This is a genomic window from Streptomyces sp. CA-135486 (assembly GCF_050936555.1).
Lineage (GTDB): Bacteria > Actinomycetota > Actinomycetes > Streptomycetales > Streptomycetaceae > Streptomyces.
Genome location: NZ_JBNJMM010000001.1, coordinates 1,704,897 through 1,729,836 on the forward strand (window position 1 = coordinate 1,704,897; position 24,940 = coordinate 1,729,836).

Consider the following 24,940-nt stretch of genomic DNA (forward strand, 5'->3'; position numbering starts at 1 on the left):
GAGCGGGGCGGCACCGAGGCACCGGCCTCGGCGCCGCCCCGCGGGGTTCACCGAGAGATGTGGGGGTGGGGCATGGCCTTCTGGGACAGCCTGTGGCAGGGCAGGTCAAGGCAGTTCGACTCGGGCAGTGCCGCGACGAACTCCATAGAACTGACCAAGCGGCACCCGACGGTCTCGCTCAGCAAGCAGGGCGCGGCCACCGGCAATCTGCGCGTCAACCTTTCCTGGCGGATGCGCACGTCCGACATCGAGGGCAGGTCGAAGCAGAGCGGCAGACTGCTGCGGCACCCCTTCAAGCTCTTCCAGCCCGACGTGGTTCAGGCGCACACCCAGGGTGTGGTCAATGTGGACCTCGACCTCGGCTGTCTCTATGAGCTGACCGACGGCAGCAAGGGCGTGGTACAGCCGCTGGGCGGCTTCTTCGGCTCTCTGAACGGCCCGCCCTATGTGAAGCTCAGCGGCGACGACCGGTTCGGCTCCCCGTCGGGCGAGACGATCTTCGTCAATCTCGATCACCAGGAGTCGATCAAGCGGCTGCTGTTCTTCGTCTACATCTACGACCAGACGCCGGCCTTCGACCGTACGCACGCGCATGTGACGCTCTACCCCAGCAACGGCCCGCGGGTGGAGATCGAGCTCGACGAGCGCGCCCCGCAGGCCCGGTCCTGCGCGGTGTTCGCCCTGGAGAACGTCAAGGGTGAGCTGGTCGTGCGGCGCGAGGTGAAGTTCGTGTACGGCTTCCAGGCGGAGCTCGACCGGCTCTATGGGTGGGGGCTGCAGTGGGGCCGCGGTTACAAGAGCCGGGTGTAGCCGTCCTACGGCCGGACGAACTGGGGACCCATCGGCGGCAGCCTGAAGTTCGGGTCGGGCGCGTAGGCGGCCGCGGCGGCGGGCTGCGGGTAGCCGTACCCCGACTCCGGAGGTGCGGCCGGCTGCGGCGTGGCGGGCTGCGGGTAGCCGTAGGCGGGCTGGGTGGTGCCGGGCTGCGGATATCCGTACGCGGGCTGAGTGGCGGCCGGCTGCGGATATCCGTACGCGGGCTGAGTGGCGGCCGGTTGCGGGTAGCCGTAGGCGGGCTGTGCCGCGGGCTGGGGCTGGGCACCGGGCTGGGCGGACGGCTCCGCGGCCGCTTCCGCCTCGTCCACCGAGATACCGAACGCCGTGGCCAGACCGACCAGACCGGTCGGGTAGCCCTGCGCGACCGCGCGGAACTTCCAGCCGTCGCCGCGCCGGTAGAGCTCGCCGCAGATGATCGCCGTCTCCTCGCCGGTCTCCGGCCTCACATCGAAGACGGCCAGCGGCTCGCTGTCGGCCAGGCCCGCGTCGTAGAGCGATATTCGCAGGTCGCGGACGTGCTGGAAGGTGTCCCCGTCCGAGGAAGCGGCGAGCACCACCTGGTCGACCGAGGAGTCGAGGGCGGCCAGATCCGCCTCGACGGTGTCGGTCAGATGTTCGGCGACGCGCTGCTTGGACAGCCGGCGCACCAGGCCCGAGGGGTGGCGCGGCTGGTTGTAGAAGACGAAGTCCTCATCATCGCGCACACGGCCGTCCGGGCCGAGCAGCAGAGCCGAGGCGTCCACGTCGGGTACACCGGCGCCCGGGGTCCAGCGCAGCACGGCCCGTACGGCCGTGGCGTCGAGAGGGACGTTCGAGCCCTTCACCATCGCGTGCGTCATGCCCGTAATCCTGCCCTCCCCGTGGCCGCCCGGACAACGCGGGGCCCCCTTGTTCTCCGGGCGGGACATGGGCATGGTGCAAGCGGGTTACCTGGAATTCATGGACTTGGGGAACTCTTGACACACATTCGTACGTACTATTACCGGCCACATCATTCCGGCCGCCAAGGCAGTACGGGGGAAATCAATGCGTCATTTCGGGCATCTTTCGCCTGCTGTCCGCGAGAGTCTGTTCCACCAGGAGCCGTGTGAGTTCACCGGCGCCTCGCCCGCCCGCATGCTCGCCGCCGCGCTCGGCGCCACCCTCTACAGCCCCGCCACCCGGCCGAAGCTCGCCGACGACGTGCTCAAGCAGGTCGACCGCGGGGTCGTCTCCATGGTGCTCTGCCTCGAGGATTCCATCGACGACGCCGATGTGGCGGCGGCCGAGGAGAATCTGGTCCGGCAGTTCGCCGACCTCGACTCGCGTGGCGTGGAGCTGCCGCTGCTGTTCATCCGGGTCCGTGAACCGGGCCAGATTCCGGACCTGGTGGACCGGCTCGGCACCTCGGTCGGGCGATTGTCCGGATTCGTACTTCCCAAGTTCACGGAGGAGCGTGGCGTCCCGTTCCTGGAGGCGCTTGCCGCCGCGGAGGCCGCGAGCGGGCAGCGGCTCTTCGCGATGCCCGTACTGGAATCCCCGGGGCTGCTCCACCTCGAAACCCGCGCCGAGACGCTCATCGGGATTGCCCGCACCGTCGACAAGTACCGCGAGCGGGTCCTGGCGCTGCGGCTCGGGGTCACGGACTTCTGCTCCGCCTACGGGCTGCGCCGGTCGCCCGACATGACCGCGTACGACGTCCAGATCGTCGCGGGCGTCATCGCCGACGTGGTGAATGTGCTGGGACGGGCGGACGGCACCGGGTACACGGTCACCGGGCCGGTATGGGAGTACTTCCGGCTCGGGGAGCGCATGTTCAAGCCCCAGCTGCGCCGGAGCCCCTTCATGGAGGGCCGGGCGGAGGAGCTGCGCACCGCGCTCATCGAGCACGACCTGGACGGTCTGCTGCGCGAGATCGAGCTGGACCGGGCCAACGGGCTGCTGGGCAAGACCTGTATCCACCCCTCGCATGTGCTGCCCGTGCACGCACTGTCCGTGGTCAGCCACGAGGAGTTCAGCGACGCGCAGGACATTCTGCGGCCGGAGCGGGGCGGTGGAGGCGTAATGCGTTCCTCGTACACGAACAAGATGAACGAGGTGAAGCCGCACCGGGCCTGGGCCGAGCGCACGCTGCTGCGGGCGGAGGTCTTCGGCGTTGCCCGGGAAGAGGTCGGCTTCGTGGAGCTGCTCACGGCCGGGCTCTCCGGCTGAAATTCGATCTGACATTCGAGCCGGCATTCGTGCTGACAATCGTGCTGAGATTCCGGCTGAGATGACGAAGGAAGAGACTGTAAGCGTGGTGTGGTCGGGAACGTGGGTCGCTGAGCGGCTGGGCGTCGGGCTCGTCGGAGACGAGAAGCTGGACGGCCTGCTGGGCCTTGCCCTGCGCCGTAACCCCAAGCGGGCGCATCTGCTCGTGTCGAACGTGCTGGGCAAGCATGTGCCGCAGTCGCCCGCGGTGGTGTACGGAGCGGGCTACGGCCTCGGCGAGCGGGTGCGGAAGCTACTGGGCGAGGAGCAGGCCGCCCGCGCGGTGGTCCTCGGCTACGCCGAGACCGCCACCGGTCTTGGCCACTCGGTGGCGGACGGGGTGGGCAGCGCGCCGTATCTGCACTCCACGCGCCGCCCGGTCAAGGGAGTGGCCCAGGCGGGCGGCTTCGAGGAGTCGCACTCGCACGCGACCTCGCACCTGCTGCTGCCCGAGGATCCGTCGCTGCTGGCGGGCGACGGCCCGCTGATCCTCGTGGACGACGAGTTCTCCACGGGCAACACCGTGCTCAATACGATCCGTGAGCTGCACGGGCGGTATCCGCGCGACCGGTATGTGATCGTGGCGCTGGTCGACATGCGCTCGGAGCCGGACCGTGAGCGGCTGTCCGCCTTTGCCGAGGAGATGGGCGCACGGGTGGACCTCGTGGCGCTGGCCGCGGGGACGGTCCGGCTGCCGGAGGACGTCCTGGAGAAGGGCCAGGCGCTGGTGGCGGAACACGAGGCGAAGACGGGCCCGACCGGGACGCCGACCGCTGTCCTGCACGTCGCGGGCGGCGCCGTCGCGCCCGGCGCCACCGGGGCGGGCACGACCACCGCACGCGGCAGCGTCAACCACGGCGCCCTGCGTGTCGAGCTGGGCTGGCCCGGCGGACTGCCCGACGGTGGACGGCACGGCTTCACTCCCGCCCACCGCGTCGAGCTGGAGGCCGCCCTGCCCCGCATGGCCGGACGAATAGCCGACGCGCTCGCCGCGCCGCGCCGCGTACTCGTCCTCGGCTTCGAGGAGTTGATGTACGCGCCCCTCCGGCTCGGTACCGCGCTGGAGCAGGTCGTCGACGCCGACGTCCGGTACTCCACCACCACCCGCTCGCCCGTCCTCGCGGTCGACGACCCCGGCTACGCCATCCGCAGCCGCCTCGTCTTTCCCGCCCACGACGACCCCGCCGACGGCCCCGGCCAGCGGTACGCCTACAACGTCGCCGGCGCCGGGTTCGACGCCGTCGTCGCCGTCGTCGACTCGGCCGCCGACACGCCCCAACTGCACGCCCCCGACGGCCTGCTGGCCCAGCTCGCCGCGCACATACCGCATGTAGTTTTGGCCGTTGTCCCCAGCTACGTACCCGAAGTACCTGAAAGGGCCTCCATGCTGCCCGAGCCCCTCCGCGGCCCCGCCTTCTCCTCCTACGCCCCCGAAGAGGTCGGCTGGTTGCTCCAGGACCTCTCGGACGTCGAGCTCGAGGCCCCGACCGAGGAGCGCGAGGAGGCGATCCAGAGCGGCGGCGCCCACTACGCCGAGTCGCTGCCCGTCGAGTACCAGCCGAGCGCCCAGTACCAGGAGCTCTTCAAGGCCGCGCTGGCGACTTCCGCCGCCCGCATCGCCCGCGCCGTCGGCACCGTCACGGAGACGGTCATCGCCGAACGGTCCCCGCGCCCCGTACTCGTGTCGCTGGCCCGTGCCGGCACCCCCGTCGGCGTACTCATGCGCCGCTGGGCCCAGCACCGGCACGGTCTGGACCTGCCGCACTACGCCGTCTCCATCGTCCGCGGACGCGGCATCGACACCAACGCCCTGCGCTGGCTCCAGGAGCACCACGACCCGGCCGACGTCGTGTTCGTCGACGGCTGGACCGGCAAGGGTGCGATCACCCGCGAACTGGCCGAGGCGCTGAAAGAGTTCGACGGTTTTGACCCCGAGATCGCGGTCCTCGCCGACCCCGGCGGCTGCGTACGCACCTACGGCACCCGCGAGGACTTCCTCATCCCCTCCGCCTGCCTCAACTCCACCGTCTCCGGCCTGATCTCGCGTACGGTCCTGCGCGCCGACCTCGTCGGGCCGCACGACTACCACGGCGGCAAGTTCTACCGCGAGCTCGCCGGCGCCGATGTCTCCAACCACTTCGTCGACACCGTCGCCGCCCGCTTCGACGAGGTCGCCACCGCCGTCGACGCCGAGGTCAAGGAACTGCTCTCGGCGGACCGCGCGCCCACCTGGGAGGGCTGGGCCGCCGTCGAGCGGATCAGCGAGGAGTACGGCATCCACGACGTCAACCTCGTCAAGCCGGGCGTCGGCGAGACCACGCGCGTCCTGCTGCGCCGCGTCCCCTGGAAGATCCTCGCCAAGCGCGGCGCGGGTGCCGACCTCGACCATGTGCGGCTGCTCGCCGAGCAGCGCGGCGTACCGGTCGAGGAGGCCGACGAACTCCCGTTCACCTGCGTGGGGTTGATCCACCCCCGCTACACGCGGGGCGCGACAGGTGCCGACGGCAAGGCGGTGGCCGCCAAGTGAGCGTCCTCATCGCCAGCGATCTCGACCGTACGCTGATCTATTCGTCGGCGGCCCTCGCGCTGACCATGCCCGATGCCGAGGCTCCGCGGCTGCTCTGCGTCGAGGTGCACGAGCGCAAGCCGCTGTCTTACATGACGGAGAGTGCGGCCGGGCTGCTGACGCAGCTCACCGCCGACACCGTCTTCGTACCGACGACGACCCGCACCCGCAAGCAGTACCAGCGCATCCGGCTTCCCGGTGCCCCGCCGCGGTTCGCGATCTGCGCCAACGGCGGACATCTGCTCGTCGACGGCGTGACCGACCTGGACTGGCGGGACCGCGTGGCCGGCACCCTGGCCGACAGATGCGCGCCGCTGGCGGAGATCCGCGCCCACCTGAGCGCCACCGCCGACCCGGCCTGGCTGCGCAAGGAGCGGGTCGCGGAGGACCTCTTCGCCTATCTCGTCGTCGAGCGCGCCCTGCTGCCCGAGGACTGGCTCGGGGAGCTCGCGGAGTGGGCCGGACCCCGCGGCTGGACCGTCTCCCTCCAGGGCCGCAAGATCTACGCCGTGCCGAAGCCGCTCACCAAGAGCGCGGCGGTGCGCGAAGTCGCCCGACGCACCGGCGCGGAGCAGATCCTCGCGGCCGGGGACTCCCTCCTCGACGCCGATCTGCTGCTCGCCGCGGACCACGGCTGGCAGCCTGGCCACGGCGAACTGGCCGACAGTGGCTGGAGCGCCCCGCACGTCGAGGCACTGCCACAGGCGGGAGTCGCGGCGGGCGAGGAGATCCTGCGCCGGTTCCACAGCTTCAGCAACAGCGGTGGCTTCGGCGACGGGTCCGGAGGCCGCTGCGGTGACAGCATCAGCGGCGGCGCGATCCCGCACCAGGCCGTGAGCGCCCCCACGGCACGCTGAAGGCCGACGCACGCCAGCGGTGCTGCGGTGCGGTGTCTGGGCCGACTGGATCCTGACGGCAGGGCGGCGGCTCGGCGCGGTGGCGTCAGCCGCAGCAGCCGCCGCCGCAGCAACCGCCGCCCCCGCCTCCGCCGCCGCTCGGCGCGGGCGCGGACTTCGTACCGCCGACTGCGACGGCCGAGAGCAGCTTGACGGTGTCCTCGTGCCCCGCGGGGCAGCTCGCCGGGTCGGAGGACTGGGCCATCGGCCGGTTCACTTCGAAGGTGTCGCCGCAGCTGCGGCAGCGGTATTCGTATCGAGGCATGCCGTAAGGCTAGCGCTGCTCCTGTTCCGCCTGTCCCGTCGGTTCGTCCTGCTGCGACTTCTCCGCTGGTTCGGCCCCGCCCGAGTGGCGGGCCCTGTAGTAGGGGTTGTCGTGGGGCAGCGTCGAACTGACCCTCCCGTACATCCCGAAGAACATCAGCATCACGCCGACCACAAAGCTGAACAGGACGTTCTGTATCTGGAAGGCGAGCGGGTTGAAGCTCTTGTCCAGCAGGCCGAGATTGATGAAGCCGCTGGCTATGAAGAGGATGCCGAGGACCATGTTCACGGTGGAGGCGACGTTGCCGCCGATGACCATGCCGGCGAAGAGCAGCACCCCGACGCAGATGGAGAGGACGCTCAGCGTCCCGTTGGTGTTGAGGCCCGCGATGGTGTCGCCGTGGGTGTCGAAGAAGCCGACCTTGTTGATCAGCCCGAGAATGCCGAACGCGAGCAGCACCAGCCCGGTCAGCCCCGCGCCGACGCGGTAGACCTGGCTGAGCCGGTGATCGACGGGCAGATGTTCGTCGAGACGGGGACGGTTGCGGTTGCTGGGATTGCGCTTGGTTTTGGACGGCAGTACGTGTGCGGCCATGTCCGGCCTCCTTCGTACGTACTCATGTACGGCTTCCAGGATCCGCCCGAGTGGGACGTGGTTCAAATCATTGGCGAAAACTGGACAAGGTCGGGGCGGGGCGGACGGCGTTCCAGGGGGAGGGGCCGGGTCGCAGGGCAGCGGGGGCGTTCGGGGTCGCCAGGCCGCCGGGCCGGTCCGGGCCGGGCGTGCGAAGCCGTGCAGCCGGGTTCGTGGAGCCGGGACGCACTCAGCCCCGTCCGGCGCCCGCGCTGCGGTCCTCGCGGATCTGCTCCACGACGCGCGCGGCCGTACGCCGTACCGCTTCCGTCTCGGTCAAAAAGTGCCAGTAGTCGGGGTGCCGGCCCTCGAGCCCGGCGATGGCCCGCTCCAGCCGCCCCACCGCGTCGTCCAGCGGCTGCGCATGCCGCGGGTCCGGGGTGTTGCGTCCGGCCATGGCGAGGCGCTGCGCGTCCCGGATGGCAAACCGGGTGCGCTCGATCTCCTGCTGCGGATCCTTGGCCACGGCATTGAGCCGCTGCAGCCGGTCACCGGCCGCGGAGACCGCCTCGTCGGTGGTGTTCAGCAGCGCCCGTACCGTACTGAGCAGGGCTGTCGCATCCGCCCACCGCTGCTCGTCGCGCGCCTTGGCCGCCTCCCTGAGCTTCTCCTCGGCCTGGCGGACGCTGATCGCCGCCTGCTCGGGCACGGGCTGGAGATCCTGCCAGCAGGCGGCGGAGAAACGCCGCCGCAGCTCGCTCAGAACGGGCTCGACGGACCCGGCGCGGGTGGTGAGGGCCTGTGCGCGGGTACGGAGGGAGACCAGGCGTTTGTCGATCTCGGCGGCACGCTCGGGCAGCCGCTCGGCCTCGGCCCGTACCGCTTCGGCGTCCCGCAGCACGCGATCGGCACGTTGCAGGGTCTCGGCGACGCCGTGCCGCCCCGCGCCCTGATTGAGCTTGGTCAGCTCGGGCCCGAGCGCGGCGAGCCGGGCAGCGAGATCATCCGCTCGCAGACCGGAGCCCCGCACCGAATCGAGAGCATTGCTCGCGGAAAGGAGTGCCTGTCTCGCCCGCTCCACGGCGGGGGCCAGCCGGGCGAGCTGCGTCTCCGCCTTGTCGAGCAGCGGCCCGAGCCCCTGGGCGAAGCGGTCGAGATCGCCCTTGACCCGTACGAGCTCGTCCTTGGCCCGGTTCAACTCCCCGCGCGCCTGCGAGGCGACGTGCGCTTCGAGGTCGTGCCGGTCGAGATCGTGCGCGTCGACGGCGGTGATGTACCGATGACTCGCCTCGTCGATCCGCTGCCCCAGCGCGGCGAAGTCGTCGACCGTCCGCCGCGCCCCCGGCGAACTGTCCACCGCAGCGATCGTCTCGATCGAGATCCGCAGATCGCGCTGGGCGGTGTCCAGCTCGTAGAAGGCAGCGGCGGCGGCGTCCTTCGCAGCCTGCGCATCGGCCCGCTCACTCTCGCTCCGCCCGCCGAACCAGCGCCGGCCACCCCCGCCCCCTCCGGCGAAGGCGCCCGGCAGCGCCGCGACAATCAGGGGCAGCGGCAACAGCATCAGCGCGAGGACATCCCGGACGGCACTCGCACTCGCTCTCGCACTTCCTTTTGCGTGCGGCTGCGCGTGTGTCGCCGTCACATCCCTCTCCCGTGCTGTGTCGCCCTGCCCGGTTCATTCTCCCACCAGGTAGTGACGAACACACGGGCTGGTTAGTGCGCGCTTCGCACCGTCACGTTGCCGTTGTCGCTGCGGGCCTTCACGACGTGTGAGCTGCCGTGGTCGGTGGGCACGTCGACGTCCACATCGCCGTTGTCGCTCTTGGCCGTCACGGAGTACGGAGCGCCCGCGCGCGGCAGCTCGAGGGTGATGGCGCCGTTGTCACTGACGGTCTCGACCCGATCGGGCACGGCACTGAGCCCGAGCCGCACGGACCCGTTCTCCGACCCGACGGTCACGGCCTTGGAGCTGACCCGCTCGGCGACGACCTCCCCGTTGTCGGTGTCGAGCCGCAGCGGCCCGCTGGCGTCCCGTACGGTCACGTCGCCATTGTCGGACCGGATCTTGAGCGCGGTGTCGAACCCACTGGCGGTCACGCTCCCGTTGTCGTCCTCCACGGCCACGGCGACGCCCCGCGGCACCTTCACCGTGTGCCGGGCCTCGCAGCTGCTCGCGACGGCATCGCACCTCACCCGGAGGGTGAGCTTCCCGTCCTTCATTTTCCAGGAGGCCCCGGGCCCGCTCCCCATGAACACCCAGCCGTCGACCCGCCGGGTGACCTGCACGTCTTTCACATCGGCGGGCACGATCTCGATGGCGGAGTTGTCGGAGTCGATGGTGAGCGCCTTCCCCTCCAGCGCAAAGGACCGCATCTCGACGGGCGCGTCCCCGGCGTCGGCACTACCGCACCCGATGAGCACGAGGGCACCGAGGACGGCACCTCCGAGTGCGATGAACGCGCGGGCGCGGTTGCGTCGGGTGGTCAGTGCGGCCATGGTGATCGTTCCCCCAGGTGGTTCTGCCGATGTGCCCTCAAGGTATGAGCGCGCGGGAGTGGGGAGCGATCCGGGCGACCACCGTGTCGGGGTGGGGCTAACCCCAGTACTGAGGGGTGCGGGGCGGCGGCCGGGAACGGGTTTGCAGGGCGGCCCCATCTGCCATGTACGCTGTTCCTTCATCCACGGGTGCGTAGCTCAGGGGTAGAGCGCTGCTCTTACAAAGCAGATGTCGGCGGTTCGAAACCGTCCGCGCCCACCAGTGAAAAGGCCCCCGGCCGATCATGGCTGGGGGCCTTTGACATCCACTTTTGACATCAACCGGGGCGGTCATTCACGACCGGCCGCCGATTGAGCATGCGGTCCAGGTGGCTCACTGCCTCGCGCTGCGTGTCCTGAACGACGTGCGTGTAGATGTTCATCGTCACGGCGATCTGACTGTGACCGAGGATCTCCATCACGACGCGGGGAGCGACGCCCGCGGCGGTCAGCAGGGTCGCGCAGCCGTGCCGGGCATCGTGCAGCCGGATCACTCGGAGCCCGGCGGTCGTCGCGACGCGGGTGAATGATTCACGTAGCGCCGATCGTGCCCGAAGCGCTTCCACGAAGTGACACGCAGCTCCGCCCCTGAACCCCCAGTATTCGGAACGACGTTGGAGCTATCGCAACAGCGAGACCCGCAGAGCCACAAGAGCGCTCCCCCGGTAGAACGCGGCACCTCTGGTCAAGGCTCGGGACGGGCATCCGTCGCGGGGCCCGCCATTCCGCTTGACACCGTGGACCCGCCTGCTTGATCAAGCGCCAGGCACGGCAGCGATGATCTTGTCCGCCTGCCCTCCGCTCTCTCCCCGGGGACCTCGGCCAGTCGCAGCGCATCACCTTCCGTAGCAGGTCAGAGAAGAGACTTCCCGTCCGCGACAGTTTCAGCATACGGTGAAATTAGTTTCTACACATGAGGAAATTAGGGGTTGGTCATGCACGCGCTCAAGGATGAGTGGATCACGGCTTCCGACGGCGTCCGGACCTGCGTCGATGTGTACCTGCCCGACGGGGACGGCCCGTTCCCGGCGCTGTATGCGGCAGCGCCCTACCAGAACGACGGTGTTGCCGCCCGCGCTCCCTCTCCTGGGCAGGCGCGCCACTGGTTCCCCGCCCCCTTAGCGACCGTGGTCGGCGACGCGCCACGGGGCGACCGGCGCGAGGCGGCTGGCCGCTTCGCCGGCGAGGACCTATGTGGCGCCTGCTACCGGACCCTCACGCCGGAGAACCAGGAGCGCGCCTTCGAGCACGAGCAGCCGGAGCTCACAGCGAATAGCCCCGAAAGGCGGGGCCCCACCACATCGATAGGAGGCCCCGACATGGCCAACCTTGCTCTGATCTACCCGATCGGCGCCGCTGTCGGCGCTACGTACGCGGCCGCCGCATGGGCCTGGCGCCGCTTCAAGGCCGGGGCCCGGGCGGGCGTGTACCCCGGCTCGCCGGAGCACCAGGCCGCGCTCCGGTCGGTCGAGGACCGCACCGCAGCCCAGTTCACGTACTGGGCGTACCTGCCGACCGCGATGCAGGCCGCCCACGACGAGCGGGCTCTGGACACCGCGGCGCCAAGGCCGCCCACCCCATGACCCCAAAACCCCACAAGGAGGAGGTGAGCACCATGACCACCCTCATCGCGGCCGCTGTGGAAGATCGAGATGGGTTGCGGCGGGCGGCACGCCATCGCGGTTCACGCGGGGCACAGCACCACGGTGGGGCACCGCGAGCCAAGCCGATCAGCCGGGAGCAGGCACTCGCCGCCCTCGCCGAGCAGGTCGCACCGTGCACGATCTGCCGTCCCGACCGAGACCTCGGCATGCTGTGACCGGCCACCCGTCGCAGCCTAGAGGCATGAGAGGCGCCCCGATCGTCGTGCACCGGATCCCTCCGACCGGCGGCCGGCGGGTCACGGTGCGGGACCAGATCATGGGCCTGGCCCACTCCGACCGGGACCTGCTGGAATTCCTCCGCCAAGCAGGCCTGCCCGACGCGGACGATCTCCCGGACGACCCCACGCGGGTCGAATGGGTCGGTGGCAGGGCGCACGAGTACAGGCCGAACTGGTGCTCCAAGCTGAGCTAGGTGTATTGCCCACGAGCGTTGTTGACAATACTCAGGGGTTCGCTTCGTCCGGTTTTCGGGAGCTTGCCCGAGGGTGATGTTGCGGCGTGACGCGGGTCCTGCCCTTTGGTCCTGCGCTACATCGCTGCGGGGTGGTTCAGTCGTGTGCGCGGGCACTCGTGTCATCGTCGCTGCGGTGGGTCTGCCGGGCGGACCAGGCGCTGGCGTCCTGGCTGTAGCGGATGAGGAACTGGGCGAACTGCATGCGCTCGGTCGGCTCCCATGCAGCGGTGATGTGCTCAAAGGTCTCGCGCTGCTCGGAGGCGAAGCGGCGGCGCTCGGTTTGGCCGGCCTGAGTGAGTTCAAGGACGGTGCGGCGGCCGTCTGCCTGGGATGCGGATCGCCGCAGCAGTCCGTCGGCGATGCAGGCGGCAATGGTGCGGCTGGCGACGGGCTGGGTGACGCCCATCTCGGCGGCGATGCCGCCGACCGTCATCTCGCCGGGCGCGTCCGCGACCACGTTCAGGACGAGGTTGCGGGTCAGATCCCTGCGTCCGCCCGAGGTGCGCCGCCGCAGCCGCGACAGGGCAGGTCCGACCTGATCGAAGAGGCCCTTGCCGGTCTCCCGGGGCGTTGACGAGCTGCTCATGCCGCCCATCCTAGGGAGTTTTGGTCGACATGCATAACCATTCCATTATGCATGTGCATAGCTTTAGGTATATATTGAGATGGAGGGTCGTACTCCAGGATCGAGGTAAGCCATGTCCGTGACCGCTATTGCTGCTGCCCGGGTCTTCGACGGCGAGAAGCCGCTGGGGGTGACCACCGTGCTCGTCGAGGGCGGGCACATCGCCCGCATCGGCGGCGACGCCCCAGCAGGGGCCGAGATCGTCGACGGCAGCGGCGCCACGCTGCTCCCCGGCCTGATCGACGCGCACGTCCACACCAGCCGGGACGCGCTGGCGTTGGCGCTGCGGTTCGGTGTGACGACCGAGTTGGAGATGCAGGGCACCAACACGCGGGACAACCGGGCCCACATCAGCGAGGACGATGCCGTCGCTGACGTGCGTTCCTCCGGTTTCGGTATCACCCCTCCGGGCGGCCACCCCAGTGAGCTGTTCCCGGAGGGTTTCCGTCCCGGCCCTCCTCCCGGCGCCAAGCCTGCAGGGGAGCCGCCGTTGATGCCGTTCTCCACCACCCCCGAAGAAGCCGTTGCATTCATCCCGCAATTGATCGAACGCGGCTCGGACTACATCAAGTTCATGGTCGACGACGGCAGCGTCGAAGGCCATCCGGGCCTGCCCATGCTTGACCAGGCCACCTTGAACGCCGGCGTGGCTGAGGCCAAGAAGCACGGCATGCTCACCATCGCCCACGCCCTGACCATGGACGCCACCCGTATGGCCATCGAGGCGGGTATCGACGGCCTGGCCCACCTTTTCATGGACCAGCCCCACACCGACGAGATCATCAACCTGGTCAAGACCGCTGGAGTGTTCGTCGTGCCCTGCGTCGTCCTGAACGCCTCCATGATGGGCATCACCGGAAGCGACCTCGCCGACGATCCGCGCGTCGCCACCCGCCTCGATGCGGACTGGGACAAGGCCCTGCGCTCCGCCTTCGGCCACTACCCCCAAGGCAAGATCGAAGACGTTCTGGCCACCGTCAAGGCCCTCGCCGACGCAGGCGTGGACCTGCTGGCCGGCACCGACGTCTCCCTGCCCCTGCCCTTCCTGGGCGGGCTCGCCCACGGCGCCAGCGTCCACCACGAACTGCAGTACCTGGTTCAAGCCGGCCTCACCCCCGCCCAGGCCCTGCGCGCAGCCACCGCCACCACTGCCCGCCGCTTCGGCCTCGAAGACCGCGGCCGCATCGCCGAGGGTATGCGCGCCGACCTCCTCCTCATCGACGGCGACCCCACCAGCACCATCTCCGACACCCTCAACACACGCGCCATCTGGCGCCGCGGCACCCGACTCGCGGCCTGACCCCGCCGCCCACCACACAGCGCCACAGGCCGCCGACCACCGGGTCGGCGGCCTCACGTGCCTGCGCTCCCCGCCTGAGCCCAGACGGCTGATCAAGATCCGCACCACAGCAGAGGTCTTCGTGTCCCACCCCAACGCCCGACTGACCGTCTACGGCAGACGACTTCTGATCGACCGGGTCCGAGCCGGTCCCCCCGTCGCGCACGTAGCCGACGAAATGGGCATCTCAGACCGTACCGCCCGCAGACGAACGGCAAGGTCGAACGCCTGAACCGCACGCTGCTCGACGAATGGGCGTACGTGCGCCCGTACTCCAGCAACGCCGAGCGCACCGCAGCCCTCGTGGAGTTCCTCCACACCTACAACCATCACCGCTGCCACACTGCACTCGGCGGCCACCCGCCCATCAGTCGAATCAACAATGCTGCGGGTCAATACAGCTAAGCCGTCTCTTCCGGATTTTGCCTGACCCGCACCCCACGGACCACCGCGCCAAGCACCTCGTCCTCACCGCCGAGGGCACCGCGCTGAGCGCATGTCTTCTCGAACTCCTCGCCGTGGACTCCCCGCTGTCCGGCCTCGCAGCGCGCAGCCCGCCGCTTGAACACTCGCCGGCAGCTCTACGAACGGTTCCTGGACGCCTGCATGTCGGCGTCGTCGTCAACCTCCGTGCGCAGAACCGGATGGAGCAGTCCTCGTACACGTCCCCTACACGGATGCCAGCCGGATTGCGCGGAAGCTCAGAGCGCGGGTTCGATTTCCGTCACCCGCTCCATGGCAAAGGCCCAGGTCTTCGACCCGGGCGCCTTGCGTGTTACCCAGACCTTTTGAGGACGCGTGTGCCATAAGAGCCCCGGCCACTGTGACGAGTTGAACACTGTAAGCCGGTGACGCCGGACTCTCCGCAAGATACCTCGAATATTGGGACGTAATATACGCGACCTGCGTATTCGCACATGGATCTTGCTCGTACACAGGCGCAATAGGCAGCGAGACTCGACGGACACGCGGCCGCAGAACCGACTCGCGTCGGACGTTTCACAAAATCCGCCGAAGCCAGCCAGTCACCTCCGAGACGTAAAGCTCCCAGCCGCAGGACTCGCAGCCGTAATGGGTGCCCCAGCCGAGTGCAATCGCCACGACGGGCGCCGCTCCTGTGGCCGGCCGCAGGCTCATCGTCGCGGTCGAGGCGAACGCCCCCTCCCGGACGGCCGCCGCGGCTTCCGGCTCACGGTGTACGTCGACCGGGCCGGAACTGCGGCTCGGACAAGGCGGTGACCTGGCAGTCGCTCCCATAAAATCGTGCCCTTTCAGCTGCCGAGCGGCTATGAATATGGTGTGCACCACATCGGCGTACCTTCCACTGGCCGCTCCCAAGTACTACTGGTTTGTCCTTCCCGCAAGCCCGAACGCCCGCATGACCTGCGAGGGTGACGAGTACGTCAACCGCGCTGGCGCGCGAGACGAAAGGCATTCACATTCGGTTCCCGAAATCATCAAGAAATTCACGGTTTATCGGCCATAGATAACTCACAGCTGAGATTTAGGTTCTCCTCAGGAAGCGTTCCTAATGTCTTCCGTGTCGAAGCCGAACGGCTCCGGCACTCGAATCAAAGCGAACTCCAAGGAGAACTGATGAGCTTCAAGAAGATCGTTCCCGTAAAGCCCGCTGACAAGGCCCACAAGAAGCCTGCCCCCAAGCCGAAGCCGGCCCGGAAGCCGAAGCGTCGCCCGATCGGTCACTGAGTCACGCGTGGCTGACAAGGGGCGGGTCCCCGGCATCGCGCCGGGGGCCCGCCCTCCGCGTTGTGGGCCGGTTCCGAGGAGCAGGAGAGCCAGTGACCGAATACGACGACCAGCAGACGGTGCAGCTTCGCGTGATGCCGCCGCCGGTCCGAGGCCGCCATCGCCGCCCCGGACCGGCGCGTACGGTGCGGGGCCGCACGCCTCCGGTTCCCCAGCAGCGGCCGACCGCCTCCCAGGACAGGGCCGATCCGGGCCCGGACGCCCCCCAGGCGCCCCCTGTGGCTGCGGGCATGTACGGCGGCGCGGACGGCGCAGCAGCAGCTCCCAGCCTCCCGATGCGCCGGGCCTTCGCGCGGTTCTGGCCGCTGACCAAGGGAGACCGCGGTCGGCTGGCGCTGATCCTCGTGTGTGTGATCATCGCCGCCCTCGCCGAGACCGCCGCGATTCTGCTGTTCGGCAGTCTCACCGACGACGCCCTACAGGAGGGCTCGCTCGACGCGTTCTGGTCTCCAGCGGGGCAGTGGCTGGTCGTCGCGGTCCTCGGTGCCGTGGTCGGCTACGTCGGCAATTCCCTCGCCGTGTGGACCGCCGAGCGTTTCGTACTGCGGCTGCGCGCCCGCGTGTTCAGCCACGTACAGGACCTGTCACCGGACTTCTTCCAGCGGCACCGCCAGGGCGATCTCGTCGAACGGCTCACCGGAGACGTCGAGGCCATCGAGCAAATGGTCGTGTCGGGGGTCGTGGGCGCGGCATCGGCCGCCTTCAGCACGGTTCTCTTCTCCGCGGCCGCCCTGTGGCTACGCTGGGACCTGGCGCTGGCCACCTTCGTCATGGCACCCGTGCTGTGGCTGACCGCCAGCAGTTTCTCCGGCCGGATCAAATCCGCCGCGCGCGACGAGCGGGTCGCCGACGGGGCGATCACCTCCGTCGTCGAGGAGTCCCTGGCCAACGTCGTGCTCACACAGGCATACAACCGGAAGTCCGCCGAGGAAGGGCGGCTCGGGCGCGAGGCCCACGCGTGGATGCGGGCCTCGGTGACCGGTTCCCGCGCGAGCGAACTGTACGAACAACTGGTAGAGGTCATCGAGACGCTGTGCGTACTCGGTGTCATCGGACTGGGCGTATGGGAGATTTCACAGGACCGCATGACCATCGGTCAGCTGCTGTCCTTCGCCGCCTTCCTGGGCTACCTCTACCCGCCGCTGCGCAATCTGGGACAGCTCGGCCTGACGCTCACCGCCGCGACCGCCGGCGCCGAACGCCTGCTGGAGATCCTCGACACCGGTCCGTCCGTGACCGATCCGCCCGTGGACCTGGACGCCGGGCAGTGGAACGTGCTGGGAGTCGTGGAATTCGACCGGGTCGCCTTCCGCTATCCGGGCGCCGACAAGGAGACGCTCAGCGACGTCTCACTGACCGCGAGCCCAGGTGAGTTCGTCCTGGTCACTGGGGCCAGCGGGGCCGGCAAGTCGACGCTCGCCAAGCTGTTGCTGCGCTTCTACGACCCGACCGACGGGTGCATCCGTCTGGACGGCGTGCCACTGCACACCACCCGTGTGACCTTCCTGCGGGACAACGTCACCCTGTTGCCGCAGAGGACGTTGATCCTGCACGACACCATCCGCGAGAACATCGCCTGCGGTCGCCCCGCCGCCACCGACGAGGAGATCGTGCGGGCCGCGCAGGCCGCCGCCGCCCACGATTTCATCACCACCCTGCCCCAGGGGTACGACACCCGTATCGACACGCACACCGCACAGCTGTCCGGCGGCCAGTTGCAGCGCATCGCCGTCGCCCGGGCGATGCTGCGCAACGCCCCCGTGCTCGTCCTCGACGAGCCGACCACCGGGCTCGACGCGCCGGCCGCGCGCCGGATGATCGGCCCGCTGAAGCGGCTGATGTCCGGCCGCACCACCATCATGATCACACACGACCTCGCTCTGGCCCCGCACGCCGACCGGATCCTCGTACTCGACCAGGGCCGGATCGTGGAAACCGGCACGCACACGGACCTGCTGGCCTGCGGCGGCGCCTACGCACGGCTGCACGGCGTCCCGGCCCGGGCCGACACAGGTCAGTTCGCCCGGTGAGCGCCACCTGCCGGGAGCCACGCTTCCCGGCTCGTTCGGTCACGGCCTCACCGTCACCGGAGCCGCGTCCGGTGGCCTCCGCGGTTGACAGCGGCGCCAAGCCACCGTACGGCAGCATCGCTCAGGGCACATATCCGCAGGCCAGAGCATATACACGCCTCCCAGACCCCAGTGATTCCCAGGATGAGGTCACGGGCTCAAGTCCCGCGGCCGGGCCAGTGCGCAGTCAGCCGGTCGAAGAGACCGCTTGACTCAGTCATGGGGACTCCACCGACCTTCGACGTTCGGGCTGTTGTCGGTGGTGGTCCGTTCTTACCTTGGGCTGCATGGAATGGTTAACCCTGGTCGGCACCTTGAGTGGCGGCGTGTTGGGCGTGGGCTCGACGCTGCTGGTAGAAGCAGCGCGAGCGAGACGCGAACGAGGAACACGAATTGAACAGGTGCAGCGTGACGCATATCTGCGGTTTCTGACGGCCCTCACTGAGACGGAAACGGCGCTACTGGCTCTCAGCCAGCCCGTCAGCAACGCCGATGTCGTATCGACCTACCGAGCACATCAGATACTGCCGACGTACTACGAGCTCCTCATCGCCGCACCTCGTGAGGTCTGTGATGCTGCACGGGCTGCCTACCGGGGACTGAGAGCTATCCGAGATGCCATCGCCACCACTGGGCTTGCAGTTGGGGTCTCCGCGGAGTGGCACGCGGTCCATGACCCTTACGACGCCGCAGTCCGCCGGCTTCGGAGCGTGATGCGCGAATCGGTACTGGGCGACCTGTAAGGACCCTGCACTCGCCGGCAGCAAGCACGAACGATAGTGCCCTTTCCTTCGACGGCTCAGCCGCAGGTCACCATGCTGGTCGCCGGGCGGTTCCCAGGTCAGCGAGGTCCCGCGTCACTTCCTCGGCTACTGATCGCACCTCAGCGCGGCTTGACTCACCGATTGAGACACCACCGACCTCACTCGAAGACCCAGGGCGAGTACGCTCCCCGGAGAGGGGGTTCCGTGGAAACGCTTGGATTGTTGTTCGTTGTTGCCATTGTGGGTGTTTCCCTGGTCACCCTTCTGCTCGTGGTTGTCACCGTCATAGCGGTCACAGGCCGGCGCAGATCGGCGGCGCGGGGCCGGGCCATCGCGGCCCTGGAGAAGGCCTATCAGGACGAGCAGGGCCGTGCCCCCAGGATCCGTTGACGGGATCCTCGCGCGTTGCCCGCCAACCTCTTTGAGGGCCGCGGTTGTTCTGGCTCAGCTCTCTCCAGGATCGGCATCCGCCAGGTCCGCGACCACCGCCGCATGATCGGACGGCCATATGCCGCCGACCGGGCCGTCGCCCGCGCGGCGGATGGAGCGGACGCGGCCGAGGCCGCCGGGGCCGGGTTGTCCGACGTGGATGTAGTCGATTCGGACGCTCGGGTCACCGGCCGCCGCCACGTAGGGGTTTGCCGCGTCCCAGGTTGCCGACGGTGCCGACGGGGCGGCGTACTCCCAGGCGTCGAGGAGGACTTGGCCGGGGACGGCAGGGGCCGTCTTGTAGCCACCGAGCAGGCGGATCTCGTCTGAATCGGGCCAGGCATTGAAATCGCCCGTGACCACCGGCGGAAAGAGAGTGCCGCCGCGGTGGGCCGCGATGAATTCGGCGAGCGCCGCGACCTGTGCGCAGCGCACGGCCGAGGCATGGATCTCCGAGGTCAAATGGGTGGTGAAGAAGGGCACCTGATGTGTGGGCGCGGCCAGGCGTGCATGCAGAGCCAGACGTCCGTCGTCATCGCCCTCGGCGGCGGGCAGCCGTGTCACGGCGCGGTCCACGATGGGCCACCGGCTCAGCACGGCGTTGCCGAAATCGACCGTCGAGTCCCCGAGTCGCCTCTGCCAGCGCCCGGGCGCGTCCGAGGCGGCCCAGGTCCACTGCATGTCGAGTTCTTCCGCGAGCCACTGCGCGAGGTTCTCCCCGCCACGAGCCCACACCTCCTGCAGCCCGATGACATCGGGTTGCAGGTCGCGCAGCACGGTCAGGATCGCTTTCTGTCGCTGCTCCCACGGGCCGAACCGCCACCACACATTCCACGTCAGCACGCGCATCTGCCGCCTCACCCTTCCCAGAGTCCGTAGGTGCATCCTGCTGGCTAGGGGGCCCGCCCGGGGGTGATTCATTCCTTCCGCTGCACGGTGATCAAGGCCTGGGAGTGACCGTGCCGGTCGTGGCTTGCGTGGTGGCGGCGACTGTCTCATAGTCCGAGGTATGGACGCGCGCGAGGCGGCGCTGCGACGGGCATACGACCATGCCGTCCGCTGGCTGACGAGCCTGTCCGATCGCCGGGTTCCCGCCCGCGCTTCGGTCGACGGGATCGTGCGCGCACTCGGTGTCGAACTGCCCGATGGTCCGAGCACCCCCGCCGACGTCGTCGACCTGCTGGTCACGGCCTGCGAGCCGGGGCTCACCGCGTTTCCCAGCGGCCGCTTCTACGGGTTCGTGGTCGGTGGCACGGAACCGGCCGCGCTGGCCGCAGACTGGCTGGTCAGTGCCTGGGACCAGAACTGCGTGATGCGCGCAGTCTCGCCCGCGTACTCGGCGACGGAAGATATCGCCGGCGCGTGGCTGCTCGATCTGCTCGGCCTGCCGACCGACAGCGCCGTCGGCTTCACCACCGGTGCCACGATGGCGAACTTCACCTGCCTCGCCGCCGGGCGCGACGCGGTGCTGCGGCGCACCGGATGGAACGTCGCCCGTGACGGACTCGCAGGTGCGCCAGCCGTCCACGTCGTCGTGGGCGAGGGCCGCCACATGGCCATTGACCTGGCGCTGCGCTACCTGGGGCTCGGTAGGCCCGAGGTGGTGAAGGCGGACGATCAGGGACGCATCGAGCCCGAGGCCCTGCGGCACAGTCTGGCGGCCGGCGGGCAGCGCCCCACGATCGTGATCCTCCAGGCCGGAGACATCCACTCCGGCGCCTTCGATCCCTTCGTCGAGACGATCCGTGCCGCTCGCGAGGCAGACGCATGGGTGCACATCGACGGCGCCTTCGGACTGTGGGCGGCCGCCTCGCCGACTTACGCACACCTGACGGCGGGTTGCACGAACGCCGACTCCTGGGCGACGGATGCCCACAAGACCCTGAACGTCCCCTACGACTGCGGCCTTGCCATCGTGCGCGACCCGTTCGCGGTCCGGGCAGCGATGGGCCTGCACGGCGACTACCTCATCCAGGACGAACACGGCGACCCCATCGACAAGGTCCCCGAGCTCTCCCGGCGCGGCAGAGCCTTCACCGTGTGGGCCGCACTCAGATCCCTCGGCCGATCAGGTGTGGCCGACCTCGTCGAGCGGCTGTGCCGACACGCCTCCGCGTTCGCCGCCGGCATCGCCGGGATCGACGGCGCGACAGTCCTCAACGAAGTGGTATTCACCCAGGTCTGCGCCGAGTTCGGCAACGACGAGCGCACAGAAAAGGTACTCACCCGGCTGCTCGACGACGGCACGGCGTGGATCAGCGGCTCCACCTGGCACGGCCGTCACGTCATGCGGATCTCGGTGAGCAACTGGTCGACGACCGACGACGACGTGACGCGCACGCTCGACGCGATCCGGCGCGCATCCATCAACGCCTGATGCGGAAGGCATCATTCCGATTCGCGCCAGTCCTATGTCACCGCTTCTGCCAAGAGTGCGGCCGTTCGCGCAATGAGCCGGTTGTCCGGGGCAGCGGCGGCCTCGTGCTTGGTCGTCAGCACCGCCAGCACGATCGGCGTCCCGTCCGTTGTCCAGGCGATGCCCACGTCGTTGTTGGTGCCGTACGAGCCGGCGCCGGTCTTGTCCCCGACGGTCCAGTCCTTCGGCAGCCCCGCACGGAATCGTTCCCCGCTGGTCGTGTGGTTCAGCAGCCATTCGGTCAGCCGCCTGCGGTCCCGGGGATCCAGCGCGTCCCCCACGGTGAGGCGCGCACAGCTGGTCACCAGGCCGACGGTGCCGCGCATCAGGCAGCGGGCGGGCACGGGTGCACCGTCCCGCAGTCCGCCCGCAGCCCGCCTCGCGCCAACTCCCCTCGCCTCAGCCCGTCGTGCCCCGCAGCTCGTCGAGCAGCTCGTCGAGTCGCTCGTACGTCTCGATCACGCCCTGCTCCATGCCGGAAGCCATCGCCATGTCACGGACCTCCACGGAAGGCCAGACCGAGGTGCTGGTCAGGGTCGTCCGACCGTCCTTCTCCTCGAAGGTCAGCGTCACCAGGGTCTCGCCGGAGCCCGGCATCTGCTCGAAGCCCTCGGTGTAGACAAGCCGCTCGGGCGGCACGATCTCCTTGTAGACGCCGGAGAACACCACCTCCTGCCCGTTGGGCTCGGCCTGTCCCCAGCGCCAGGCGCCGCCCGGGCGGAGGTCGATCTCGATGACCGTCGTGGTCATGGAGCGCAGGCCGTACCACCTCCGGACGTGTTCGGGCTTGGTCCAGGCCTCCCACACGAGGCTGCGCGGTGCGTCGAAGTCACGGGTGATGACGATCTCGAGGTCCGACGGAGTGGTCAGCGTCGTCGGGTGCTCGCTGGCTTTCGAGGTCATTGTTCCGCTGCCTTTCCTGAAGTTCGATCAGATAGTCGTCGAGCCGGCCGAAGCTCTCCTCCCAGAACCGGCGGTAGCCCTCCAGCCACTCGGTGGCCTGCTTGAGCGGACCGGCATGGAGTTGGCAGGGGCGGTACTGGGCGTCGCGCCCCCTGGTGATCAGGCCGGCCCGTTCGAGCACCTTCAGGTGCTTGGAGATGGCCTGAAGGCTGATGGAGAACGGTTCTGCCAGCTCATTGACCGTCGCCGCCCCGTCGGCGAGCCGCGCCAGGAGGGCCCGGCGGGTCGGGTCGGCGAGAGCGCCGAAGGTGTTGCTGAGCGGATCGTCTGCCATCTGTAATCAACCATCCAGTTGTTAAACCGATAGGTTGAGCATGCGCTCGGCCTGGACGGATGTCAAGGCATGGAATCCGCGCCGGAAGGGGTTGACGCGGTCATGTAAAGGGATCACATTTATCGGCGGACAAGTAAGGAAACTTTCCTAACAGAGAGGCCGCCCCCACATGCGTACTCGTACTCTCGCGCTCGCCGCCGCCTCGGGCGCCGCCCTGCTCACCGTCGCCGCGCTGCCCGCCGCCGCCAACACCGCCCACCGGGCCGCCGGTTCGGACGCGCGCGGGACGCGGGAAGGCTCGGTCGGCGCGGCCGATCTGCTGGCCAAGGTCAAGACCTGTTCGCAGATATCGAACGGCAAGTACAAGACGGACAGCGAGACTTCGGCGACCATCCCGGTCTGCGGGAAGAACGGCGCGGTGTTCTGGAAGGCCGACATGGACGTCGACTGCGATGGCCAGGTCACCAGCAAGTGCAACGCCAACACCGACCCCTGGTTCCAGGACGACACCGCGTTCCACCAGTCCAACGGCAAGCCGCTGAACGCCGAGAAGCTACCGTACGTCGTCGTACCGAGCACCAGCAGCATCTGGAACTACTCGAGCGCCGGGATCAAGGGTGGCGGCGTCGTCGCCGTCATCTACAACAACAAGGTCGAGTACGCCGTCGTCGGTGACACCGGGCCGAACAAGATCATCGGCGAGGCGTCGTACGCCACCGCCAAGGCGCTGGGGATCGACCCGGACCCGGAGACCGGCGGTGCCGAGTCCGGTGTCACGTACATCCTGTTCAAGAATTCCAAGGTCTCGCCGATCGAGAGCCACAGTGCCGCGGTGAGCCTCGGCGACTCCCTCGCGAAGAAGTTCCTGCAGGACAACTGAGCGCCGGTAAGCGTGAGAGCCCGGGCCCGGCGACTCTGCGTCGCCGGGGCCGGGCCCCGTCCCTCAGTCCCTGCGGCCGAAGGCCGCCGGGGTCCTAGCAGGGGACTACGTGCCAGACCGGAGTCCAGTCGTAGTACGCGCTGTTCGCATACGCGCCGGGCGTCGTGTAGATCGTGTTGTAGCCGCGGTCCAGGAACCTCGCCCTGGTGCCCGGGGTCTGGTTGTTGCTCCAGGAGCCGGGACCGTTCCAGTTGGACAGGTCGTACGTCCCGCACTTCCACAGGTTGAACTGCGTGCCGGTGAAGCCGGTGCCGGTCCACATGCAGAAGTTCTCGTACGGACACGCCGCCCTGGTGCCCGCCGGGCTCGACAGATCGCGGGCGTAGCGCTCGCCAGGCATGGCGACCACGATCTCGCCCTGGCCTGCCAGTTCGATCCTGTTGGGCGCGACCTGCTTGCCGCCCACCGTGGTGAGGTAGCCGTCGACCGTCTGCTGGAGCTGCCGTGCCTCGGCGGTGGTCAGTCCCGCCTGCTTGGCCTGGGCCGTGAAGCCCTGGTCAGCACCGGTGCCGGTGTTGCTGTCGGCCCCGGACGCCGCGGTGGCCTGGCCGGTGAGTCCGGTGACCGCCGCGGCGACGAGCGCCAGGGTCGTGAGCAACGAAGCGATCAGCTTGCGTAGTGCCATGCGGGATTCCCCCTGCTGATTCTTGCGCTGATACCCGGCCGCTCCTGCGGCGGGCATGCCACCGAGTCTCCAAGCGAGCCGGAGAGCCGGACAAGCGCTTCCTCCGCAGATGTCCAGAAGTCGCCATAGCTGCCGGACATATCTCAACTGACCGGAATGCCGGTGGTGTTGGCGCGTGTGCGTACCGCCCTCACGCCTCCGTCATCAGCTCCCGCGCACACGCCCGGCGCCACAGCTACCGGGGCTCGGGCCCGGGCCGTACGGTGGCGGCCGACGAGGCGCGCGAACCCGTCGAGGAGACGGCATGAGCGGTACGGAGCGGTACGGCATCCCGGGGAATTATCCCGGCTCCCCTGCCTGTGGGCCGGTGACGGCATGGCGGGCGACTTCCTGGGCGCGGACGCCTTCGGCCACAGCGGCGCCGCGGGCGCCGACAGCTTTGCCGATCCGCGCAGTGTCGCGTACGGCTATGTGCGCCGCCGGTTCGCGTTCCCGGGCGGCGCCGCGCCGGAGAACGACCGGCTGGCGGCGTCGGTGGTGCGGGCGGCGGCCGCGGCCTGATGGCGGGCCTGACCGGGCCTTGATCGGGCCCGCATCGTGGCTTGAGGGGGCTTGAGGGGGGCTTGTGGCGGGGGCCGCACCCGTGGTGAAGGGTGCGGCCCCCGCCCCGTACAGGCCCGCCCGCTCCGGCGGACACTGTCAGACCCGCG

General features: G+C 69.1%; 22 protein-coding genes, 1 tRNA gene and 4 pseudogenes. 15 read left to right on the forward strand and 12 right to left on the reverse strand.

The window, feature by feature from the left end:
- Positions 1–72 precede the first annotated feature (72 nt).
- Positions 73–810, forward strand: coding sequence for a TerD family protein (locus tag ACQEVG_RS07675; RefSeq protein ID WP_432978928.1), 738 nt, complete (start codon positions 73–75; stop codon positions 808–810).
- A gap of 5 nt (positions 811–815) precedes the next feature.
- Here the strand turns inward: ACQEVG_RS07675 and ACQEVG_RS07680 are convergent, their stop codons facing one another.
- On the reverse strand, positions 816–1,685 hold the full coding sequence (locus ACQEVG_RS07680; RefSeq protein WP_432985150.1) for a TerD family protein: 870 nt from the start codon (positions 1,683–1,685) through the stop codon (positions 816–818).
- A 178-nt stretch (positions 1,686–1,863) separates the two neighbouring features.
- On the opposite strand from ACQEVG_RS07680, the gene ACQEVG_RS07685 reads away from it, so the two are divergent.
- The 3 genes from ACQEVG_RS07685 to ACQEVG_RS07695 all read left to right on the forward strand — a co-directional run bounded on the left by ACQEVG_RS07685 (position 1,864) and on the right by ACQEVG_RS07695 (position 6,489).
- A complete protein-coding gene (locus tag ACQEVG_RS07685; protein ID WP_432978931.1) occupies positions 1,864–3,027 on the forward strand; it encodes an HpcH/HpaI aldolase/citrate lyase family protein in 1,164 nt (387 codons plus the stop codon).
- 61 nt (positions 3,028–3,088) lie between these two features.
- Positions 3,089–5,593: a phosphoribosyltransferase gene (locus ACQEVG_RS07690; protein ID WP_432978934.1), complete on the forward strand. Its 2,505-nt coding sequence runs from the start codon at positions 3,089–3,091 to the stop codon at positions 5,591–5,593.
- On the forward strand, positions 5,590–6,489 hold the full coding sequence (locus ACQEVG_RS07695) for an HAD family hydrolase (RefSeq protein WP_432978937.1): 900 nt from the start codon (positions 5,590–5,592) through the stop codon (positions 6,487–6,489). The genes ACQEVG_RS07690 and ACQEVG_RS07695 overlap by 4 nt, the downstream gene beginning before the upstream one ends.
- Positions 6,490–6,574: 85 nt before the next feature.
- Here ACQEVG_RS07695 and ACQEVG_RS07700 read toward each other — a convergent pair whose 3' ends face one another.
- The 4 genes from ACQEVG_RS07700 to ACQEVG_RS07715 form a co-directional block, all read right to left on the reverse strand.
- A complete protein-coding gene (locus ACQEVG_RS07700; RefSeq protein WP_432978940.1) occupies positions 6,575–6,793 on the reverse strand; it encodes an FmdB family zinc ribbon protein in 219 nt (72 codons plus the stop codon).
- 9 nt (positions 6,794–6,802) lie between these two features.
- A complete protein-coding gene (locus ACQEVG_RS07705) occupies positions 6,803–7,387 on the reverse strand; it encodes a DUF4383 domain-containing protein (RefSeq protein WP_432978943.1) in 585 nt (194 codons plus the stop codon).
- A gap of 229 nt (positions 7,388–7,616) precedes the next feature.
- Positions 7,617–9,008, reverse strand: coding sequence for a hypothetical protein (locus tag ACQEVG_RS07710; RefSeq protein ID WP_432978946.1), 1,392 nt, complete (start codon positions 9,006–9,008; stop codon positions 7,617–7,619).
- 71 nt (positions 9,009–9,079) lie between these two features.
- On the reverse strand, positions 9,080–9,862 hold the full coding sequence (locus ACQEVG_RS07715; RefSeq protein WP_432978949.1) for a DUF4097 family beta strand repeat-containing protein: 783 nt from the start codon (positions 9,860–9,862) through the stop codon (positions 9,080–9,082).
- 187 nt (positions 9,863–10,049) lie between these two features.
- Here ACQEVG_RS07715 and ACQEVG_RS07720 point away from each other — a divergent pair.
- Positions 10,050–10,124 (forward strand) — tRNA-Val (locus tag ACQEVG_RS07720).
- Positions 10,125–10,179: 55 nt separating this feature from the next.
- Here ACQEVG_RS07720 and ACQEVG_RS07725 read toward each other — a convergent pair.
- Positions 10,180–10,431 (reverse strand): annotated as a pseudogene (locus ACQEVG_RS07725) (tyrosine-type recombinase/integrase); the annotation flags it as partial.
- 405 nt (positions 10,432–10,836) lie between these two features.
- Between ACQEVG_RS07725 and ACQEVG_RS07730 the strand changes: the two are divergent.
- Genes ACQEVG_RS07730 through ACQEVG_RS07740 form a run of 3 tightly spaced genes read left to right on the forward strand, consistent with a single transcriptional unit; the run spans position 10,837 to position 11,977 of the window.
- Complete coding sequence (locus tag ACQEVG_RS07730; protein WP_432978952.1) at positions 10,837–11,484, forward strand: hypothetical protein; 648 nt, start codon at positions 10,837–10,839, stop codon at positions 11,482–11,484.
- Between the two features lie 32 nt (positions 11,485–11,516).
- Complete coding sequence (locus ACQEVG_RS07735) at positions 11,517–11,720, forward strand: DUF6233 domain-containing protein (RefSeq protein WP_432978955.1); 204 nt, start codon at positions 11,517–11,519, stop codon at positions 11,718–11,720.
- 26 nt (positions 11,721–11,746) lie between these two features.
- The gene (locus tag ACQEVG_RS07740; RefSeq protein ID WP_432978958.1) at positions 11,747–11,977 is read left to right on the forward strand and encodes a hypothetical protein; all 231 of its coding nucleotides are present in this window, start codon (positions 11,747–11,749) and stop codon (positions 11,975–11,977) included.
- Positions 11,978–12,113: 136 nt separating this feature from the next.
- Here ACQEVG_RS07740 and ACQEVG_RS07745 read toward each other — a convergent pair whose 3' ends face one another.
- Positions 12,114–12,605: a MarR family winged helix-turn-helix transcriptional regulator gene (locus ACQEVG_RS07745; protein WP_217128979.1), complete on the reverse strand. Its 492-nt coding sequence runs from the start codon at positions 12,603–12,605 to the stop codon at positions 12,114–12,116.
- A gap of 112 nt (positions 12,606–12,717) precedes the next feature.
- Here ACQEVG_RS07745 and ACQEVG_RS07750 point away from each other — a divergent pair, with 112 nt between their 5' ends.
- From ACQEVG_RS07750 to ACQEVG_RS07765, 4 genes and pseudogenes are all read left to right on the forward strand, one after another.
- Positions 12,718–13,944 carry an amidohydrolase family protein gene (locus ACQEVG_RS07750; RefSeq protein WP_432978962.1) on the forward strand — a complete coding sequence of 409 codons (1,227 nt, stop codon included), beginning with the start codon at positions 12,718–12,720 and terminating at the stop codon, positions 13,942–13,944.
- A 228-nt stretch (positions 13,945–14,172) separates the two neighbouring features.
- Positions 14,173–14,388 (forward strand): annotated as a pseudogene (locus ACQEVG_RS07755) (integrase core domain-containing protein); the annotation flags it as partial.
- Positions 14,389–15,782: 1,394 nt separating this feature from the next.
- Positions 15,783–17,780, forward strand: coding sequence for an ABC transporter ATP-binding protein (locus ACQEVG_RS07760; RefSeq protein ID WP_432978965.1), 1,998 nt, complete (start codon positions 15,783–15,785; stop codon positions 17,778–17,780).
- A gap of 326 nt (positions 17,781–18,106) precedes the next feature.
- On the forward strand, positions 18,107–18,562 hold the full coding sequence (locus ACQEVG_RS07765; RefSeq protein WP_432978968.1) for a hypothetical protein: 456 nt from the start codon (positions 18,107–18,109) through the stop codon (positions 18,560–18,562).
- 465 nt (positions 18,563–19,027) lie between these two features.
- Here ACQEVG_RS07765 and ACQEVG_RS07770 read toward each other — a convergent pair whose 3' ends face one another.
- Positions 19,028–19,861 carry an endonuclease/exonuclease/phosphatase family protein gene (locus tag ACQEVG_RS07770; protein ID WP_432978971.1) on the reverse strand — a complete coding sequence of 278 codons (834 nt, stop codon included), beginning with the start codon at positions 19,859–19,861 and terminating at the stop codon, positions 19,028–19,030.
- A 160-nt stretch (positions 19,862–20,021) separates the two neighbouring features.
- Here ACQEVG_RS07770 and ACQEVG_RS07775 point away from each other — a divergent pair, with 160 nt between their 5' ends.
- Positions 20,022–21,389, forward strand: coding sequence for a pyridoxal phosphate-dependent decarboxylase family protein (locus tag ACQEVG_RS07775; protein WP_432978974.1), 1,368 nt, complete (start codon positions 20,022–20,024; stop codon positions 21,387–21,389).
- Positions 21,390–21,421: 32 nt separating this feature from the next.
- Here the strand turns inward: ACQEVG_RS07775 and ACQEVG_RS07780 are convergent.
- The 3 genes and pseudogenes from ACQEVG_RS07780 to ACQEVG_RS07790 form a co-directional block, all read right to left on the reverse strand.
- Positions 21,422–21,805: pseudogene (locus tag ACQEVG_RS07780) on the reverse strand (serine hydrolase); the annotation flags it as partial.
- Positions 21,806–21,827: 22 nt separating this feature from the next.
- Positions 21,828–22,331, reverse strand: coding sequence for an SRPBCC family protein (locus tag ACQEVG_RS07785; RefSeq protein WP_432978977.1), 504 nt, complete (start codon positions 22,329–22,331; stop codon positions 21,828–21,830).
- Positions 22,258–22,665 carry an ArsR/SmtB family transcription factor gene (locus tag ACQEVG_RS07790; protein WP_432978980.1) on the reverse strand — a complete coding sequence of 136 codons (408 nt, stop codon included), beginning with the start codon at positions 22,663–22,665 and terminating at the stop codon, positions 22,258–22,260. Before ACQEVG_RS07790 ends, ACQEVG_RS07785 begins: the two co-directional genes overlap by 74 nt.
- Positions 22,666–22,834: 169 nt before the next feature.
- Here ACQEVG_RS07790 and ACQEVG_RS07795 point away from each other — a divergent pair, with 169 nt between their 5' ends.
- Positions 22,835–23,545, forward strand: coding sequence for a glycoside hydrolase family 75 protein (locus ACQEVG_RS07795; RefSeq protein WP_432978983.1), 711 nt, complete (start codon positions 22,835–22,837; stop codon positions 23,543–23,545).
- Between the two features lie 94 nt (positions 23,546–23,639).
- Here ACQEVG_RS07795 and ACQEVG_RS07800 read toward each other — a convergent pair whose 3' ends face one another.
- Positions 23,640–24,287: a peptidase inhibitor family I36 protein gene (locus ACQEVG_RS07800; RefSeq protein WP_432978986.1), complete on the reverse strand. Its 648-nt coding sequence runs from the start codon at positions 24,285–24,287 to the stop codon at positions 23,640–23,642.
- Positions 24,288–24,617: 330 nt separating this feature from the next.
- Between ACQEVG_RS07800 and ACQEVG_RS07805 the strand changes: the two are divergent.
- Positions 24,618–24,791, forward strand: a pseudogene (locus ACQEVG_RS07805) (EstA family serine hydrolase); the annotation flags it as partial.
- Positions 24,792–24,940: the final 149 nt, after the last annotated feature.

What these genes read in the sequence shown, in the direction of transcription:
- ACQEVG_RS07675 (WP_432978928.1), top strand. Translation starts at nt 73, where the DNA reads ATGGCCTTCTGGGACAGCCTGTGGCAGGGCAGGTCAAGGCAGTTCGAC.
- ACQEVG_RS07685 (WP_432978931.1), top strand. Translation starts at nt 1,864, where the DNA reads ATGCGTCATTTCGGGCATCTTTCGCCTGCTGTCCGCGAGAGTCTGTTC.
- ACQEVG_RS07690 (WP_432978934.1), top strand. Translation starts at nt 3,089, where the DNA reads ATGACGAAGGAAGAGACTGTAAGCGTGGTGTGGTCGGGAACGTGGGTC.
- ACQEVG_RS07700 (WP_432978940.1), bottom strand. Translation starts at nt 6,793, where the DNA reads ATGCCTCGATACGAATACCGCTGCCGCAGCTGCGGCGACACCTTCGAA.
- ACQEVG_RS07705 (WP_432978943.1), bottom strand. Translation starts at nt 7,387, where the DNA reads ATGGCCGCACACGTACTGCCGTCCAAAACCAAGCGCAATCCCAGCAAC.
- ACQEVG_RS07715 (WP_432978949.1), bottom strand. Translation starts at nt 9,862, where the DNA reads ATGGCCGCACTGACCACCCGACGCAACCGCGCCCGCGCGTTCATCGCA.
- ACQEVG_RS07730 (WP_432978952.1), top strand. Translation starts at nt 10,837, where the DNA reads ATGCACGCGCTCAAGGATGAGTGGATCACGGCTTCCGACGGCGTCCGG.
- ACQEVG_RS07735 (WP_432978955.1), top strand. Translation starts at nt 11,517, where the DNA reads ATGACCACCCTCATCGCGGCCGCTGTGGAAGATCGAGATGGGTTGCGG.
- ACQEVG_RS07740 (WP_432978958.1), top strand. Translation starts at nt 11,747, where the DNA reads ATGAGAGGCGCCCCGATCGTCGTGCACCGGATCCCTCCGACCGGCGGC.
- ACQEVG_RS07745 (WP_217128979.1), bottom strand. Translation starts at nt 12,605, where the DNA reads ATGAGCAGCTCGTCAACGCCCCGGGAGACCGGCAAGGGCCTCTTCGAT.
- ACQEVG_RS07750 (WP_432978962.1), top strand. Translation starts at nt 12,718, where the DNA reads ATGTCCGTGACCGCTATTGCTGCTGCCCGGGTCTTCGACGGCGAGAAG.
- ACQEVG_RS07765 (WP_432978968.1), top strand. Translation starts at nt 18,107, where the DNA reads ATGGAATGGTTAACCCTGGTCGGCACCTTGAGTGGCGGCGTGTTGGGC.
- ACQEVG_RS07770 (WP_432978971.1), bottom strand. Translation starts at nt 19,861, where the DNA reads ATGCGCGTGCTGACGTGGAATGTGTGGTGGCGGTTCGGCCCGTGGGAG.
- ACQEVG_RS07775 (WP_432978974.1), top strand. Translation starts at nt 20,022, where the DNA reads ATGGACGCGCGCGAGGCGGCGCTGCGACGGGCATACGACCATGCCGTC.
- ACQEVG_RS07785 (WP_432978977.1), bottom strand. Translation starts at nt 22,331, where the DNA reads ATGACCTCGAAAGCCAGCGAGCACCCGACGACGCTGACCACTCCGTCG.
- ACQEVG_RS07790 (WP_432978980.1), bottom strand. Translation starts at nt 22,665, where the DNA reads ATGGCAGACGATCCGCTCAGCAACACCTTCGGCGCTCTCGCCGACCCG.
- ACQEVG_RS07795 (WP_432978983.1), top strand. Translation starts at nt 22,835, where the DNA reads ATGCGTACTCGTACTCTCGCGCTCGCCGCCGCCTCGGGCGCCGCCCTG.
- ACQEVG_RS07800 (WP_432978986.1), bottom strand. Translation starts at nt 24,287, where the DNA reads ATGCCCGCCGCAGGAGCGGCCGGGTATCAGCGCAAGAATCAGCAGGGG.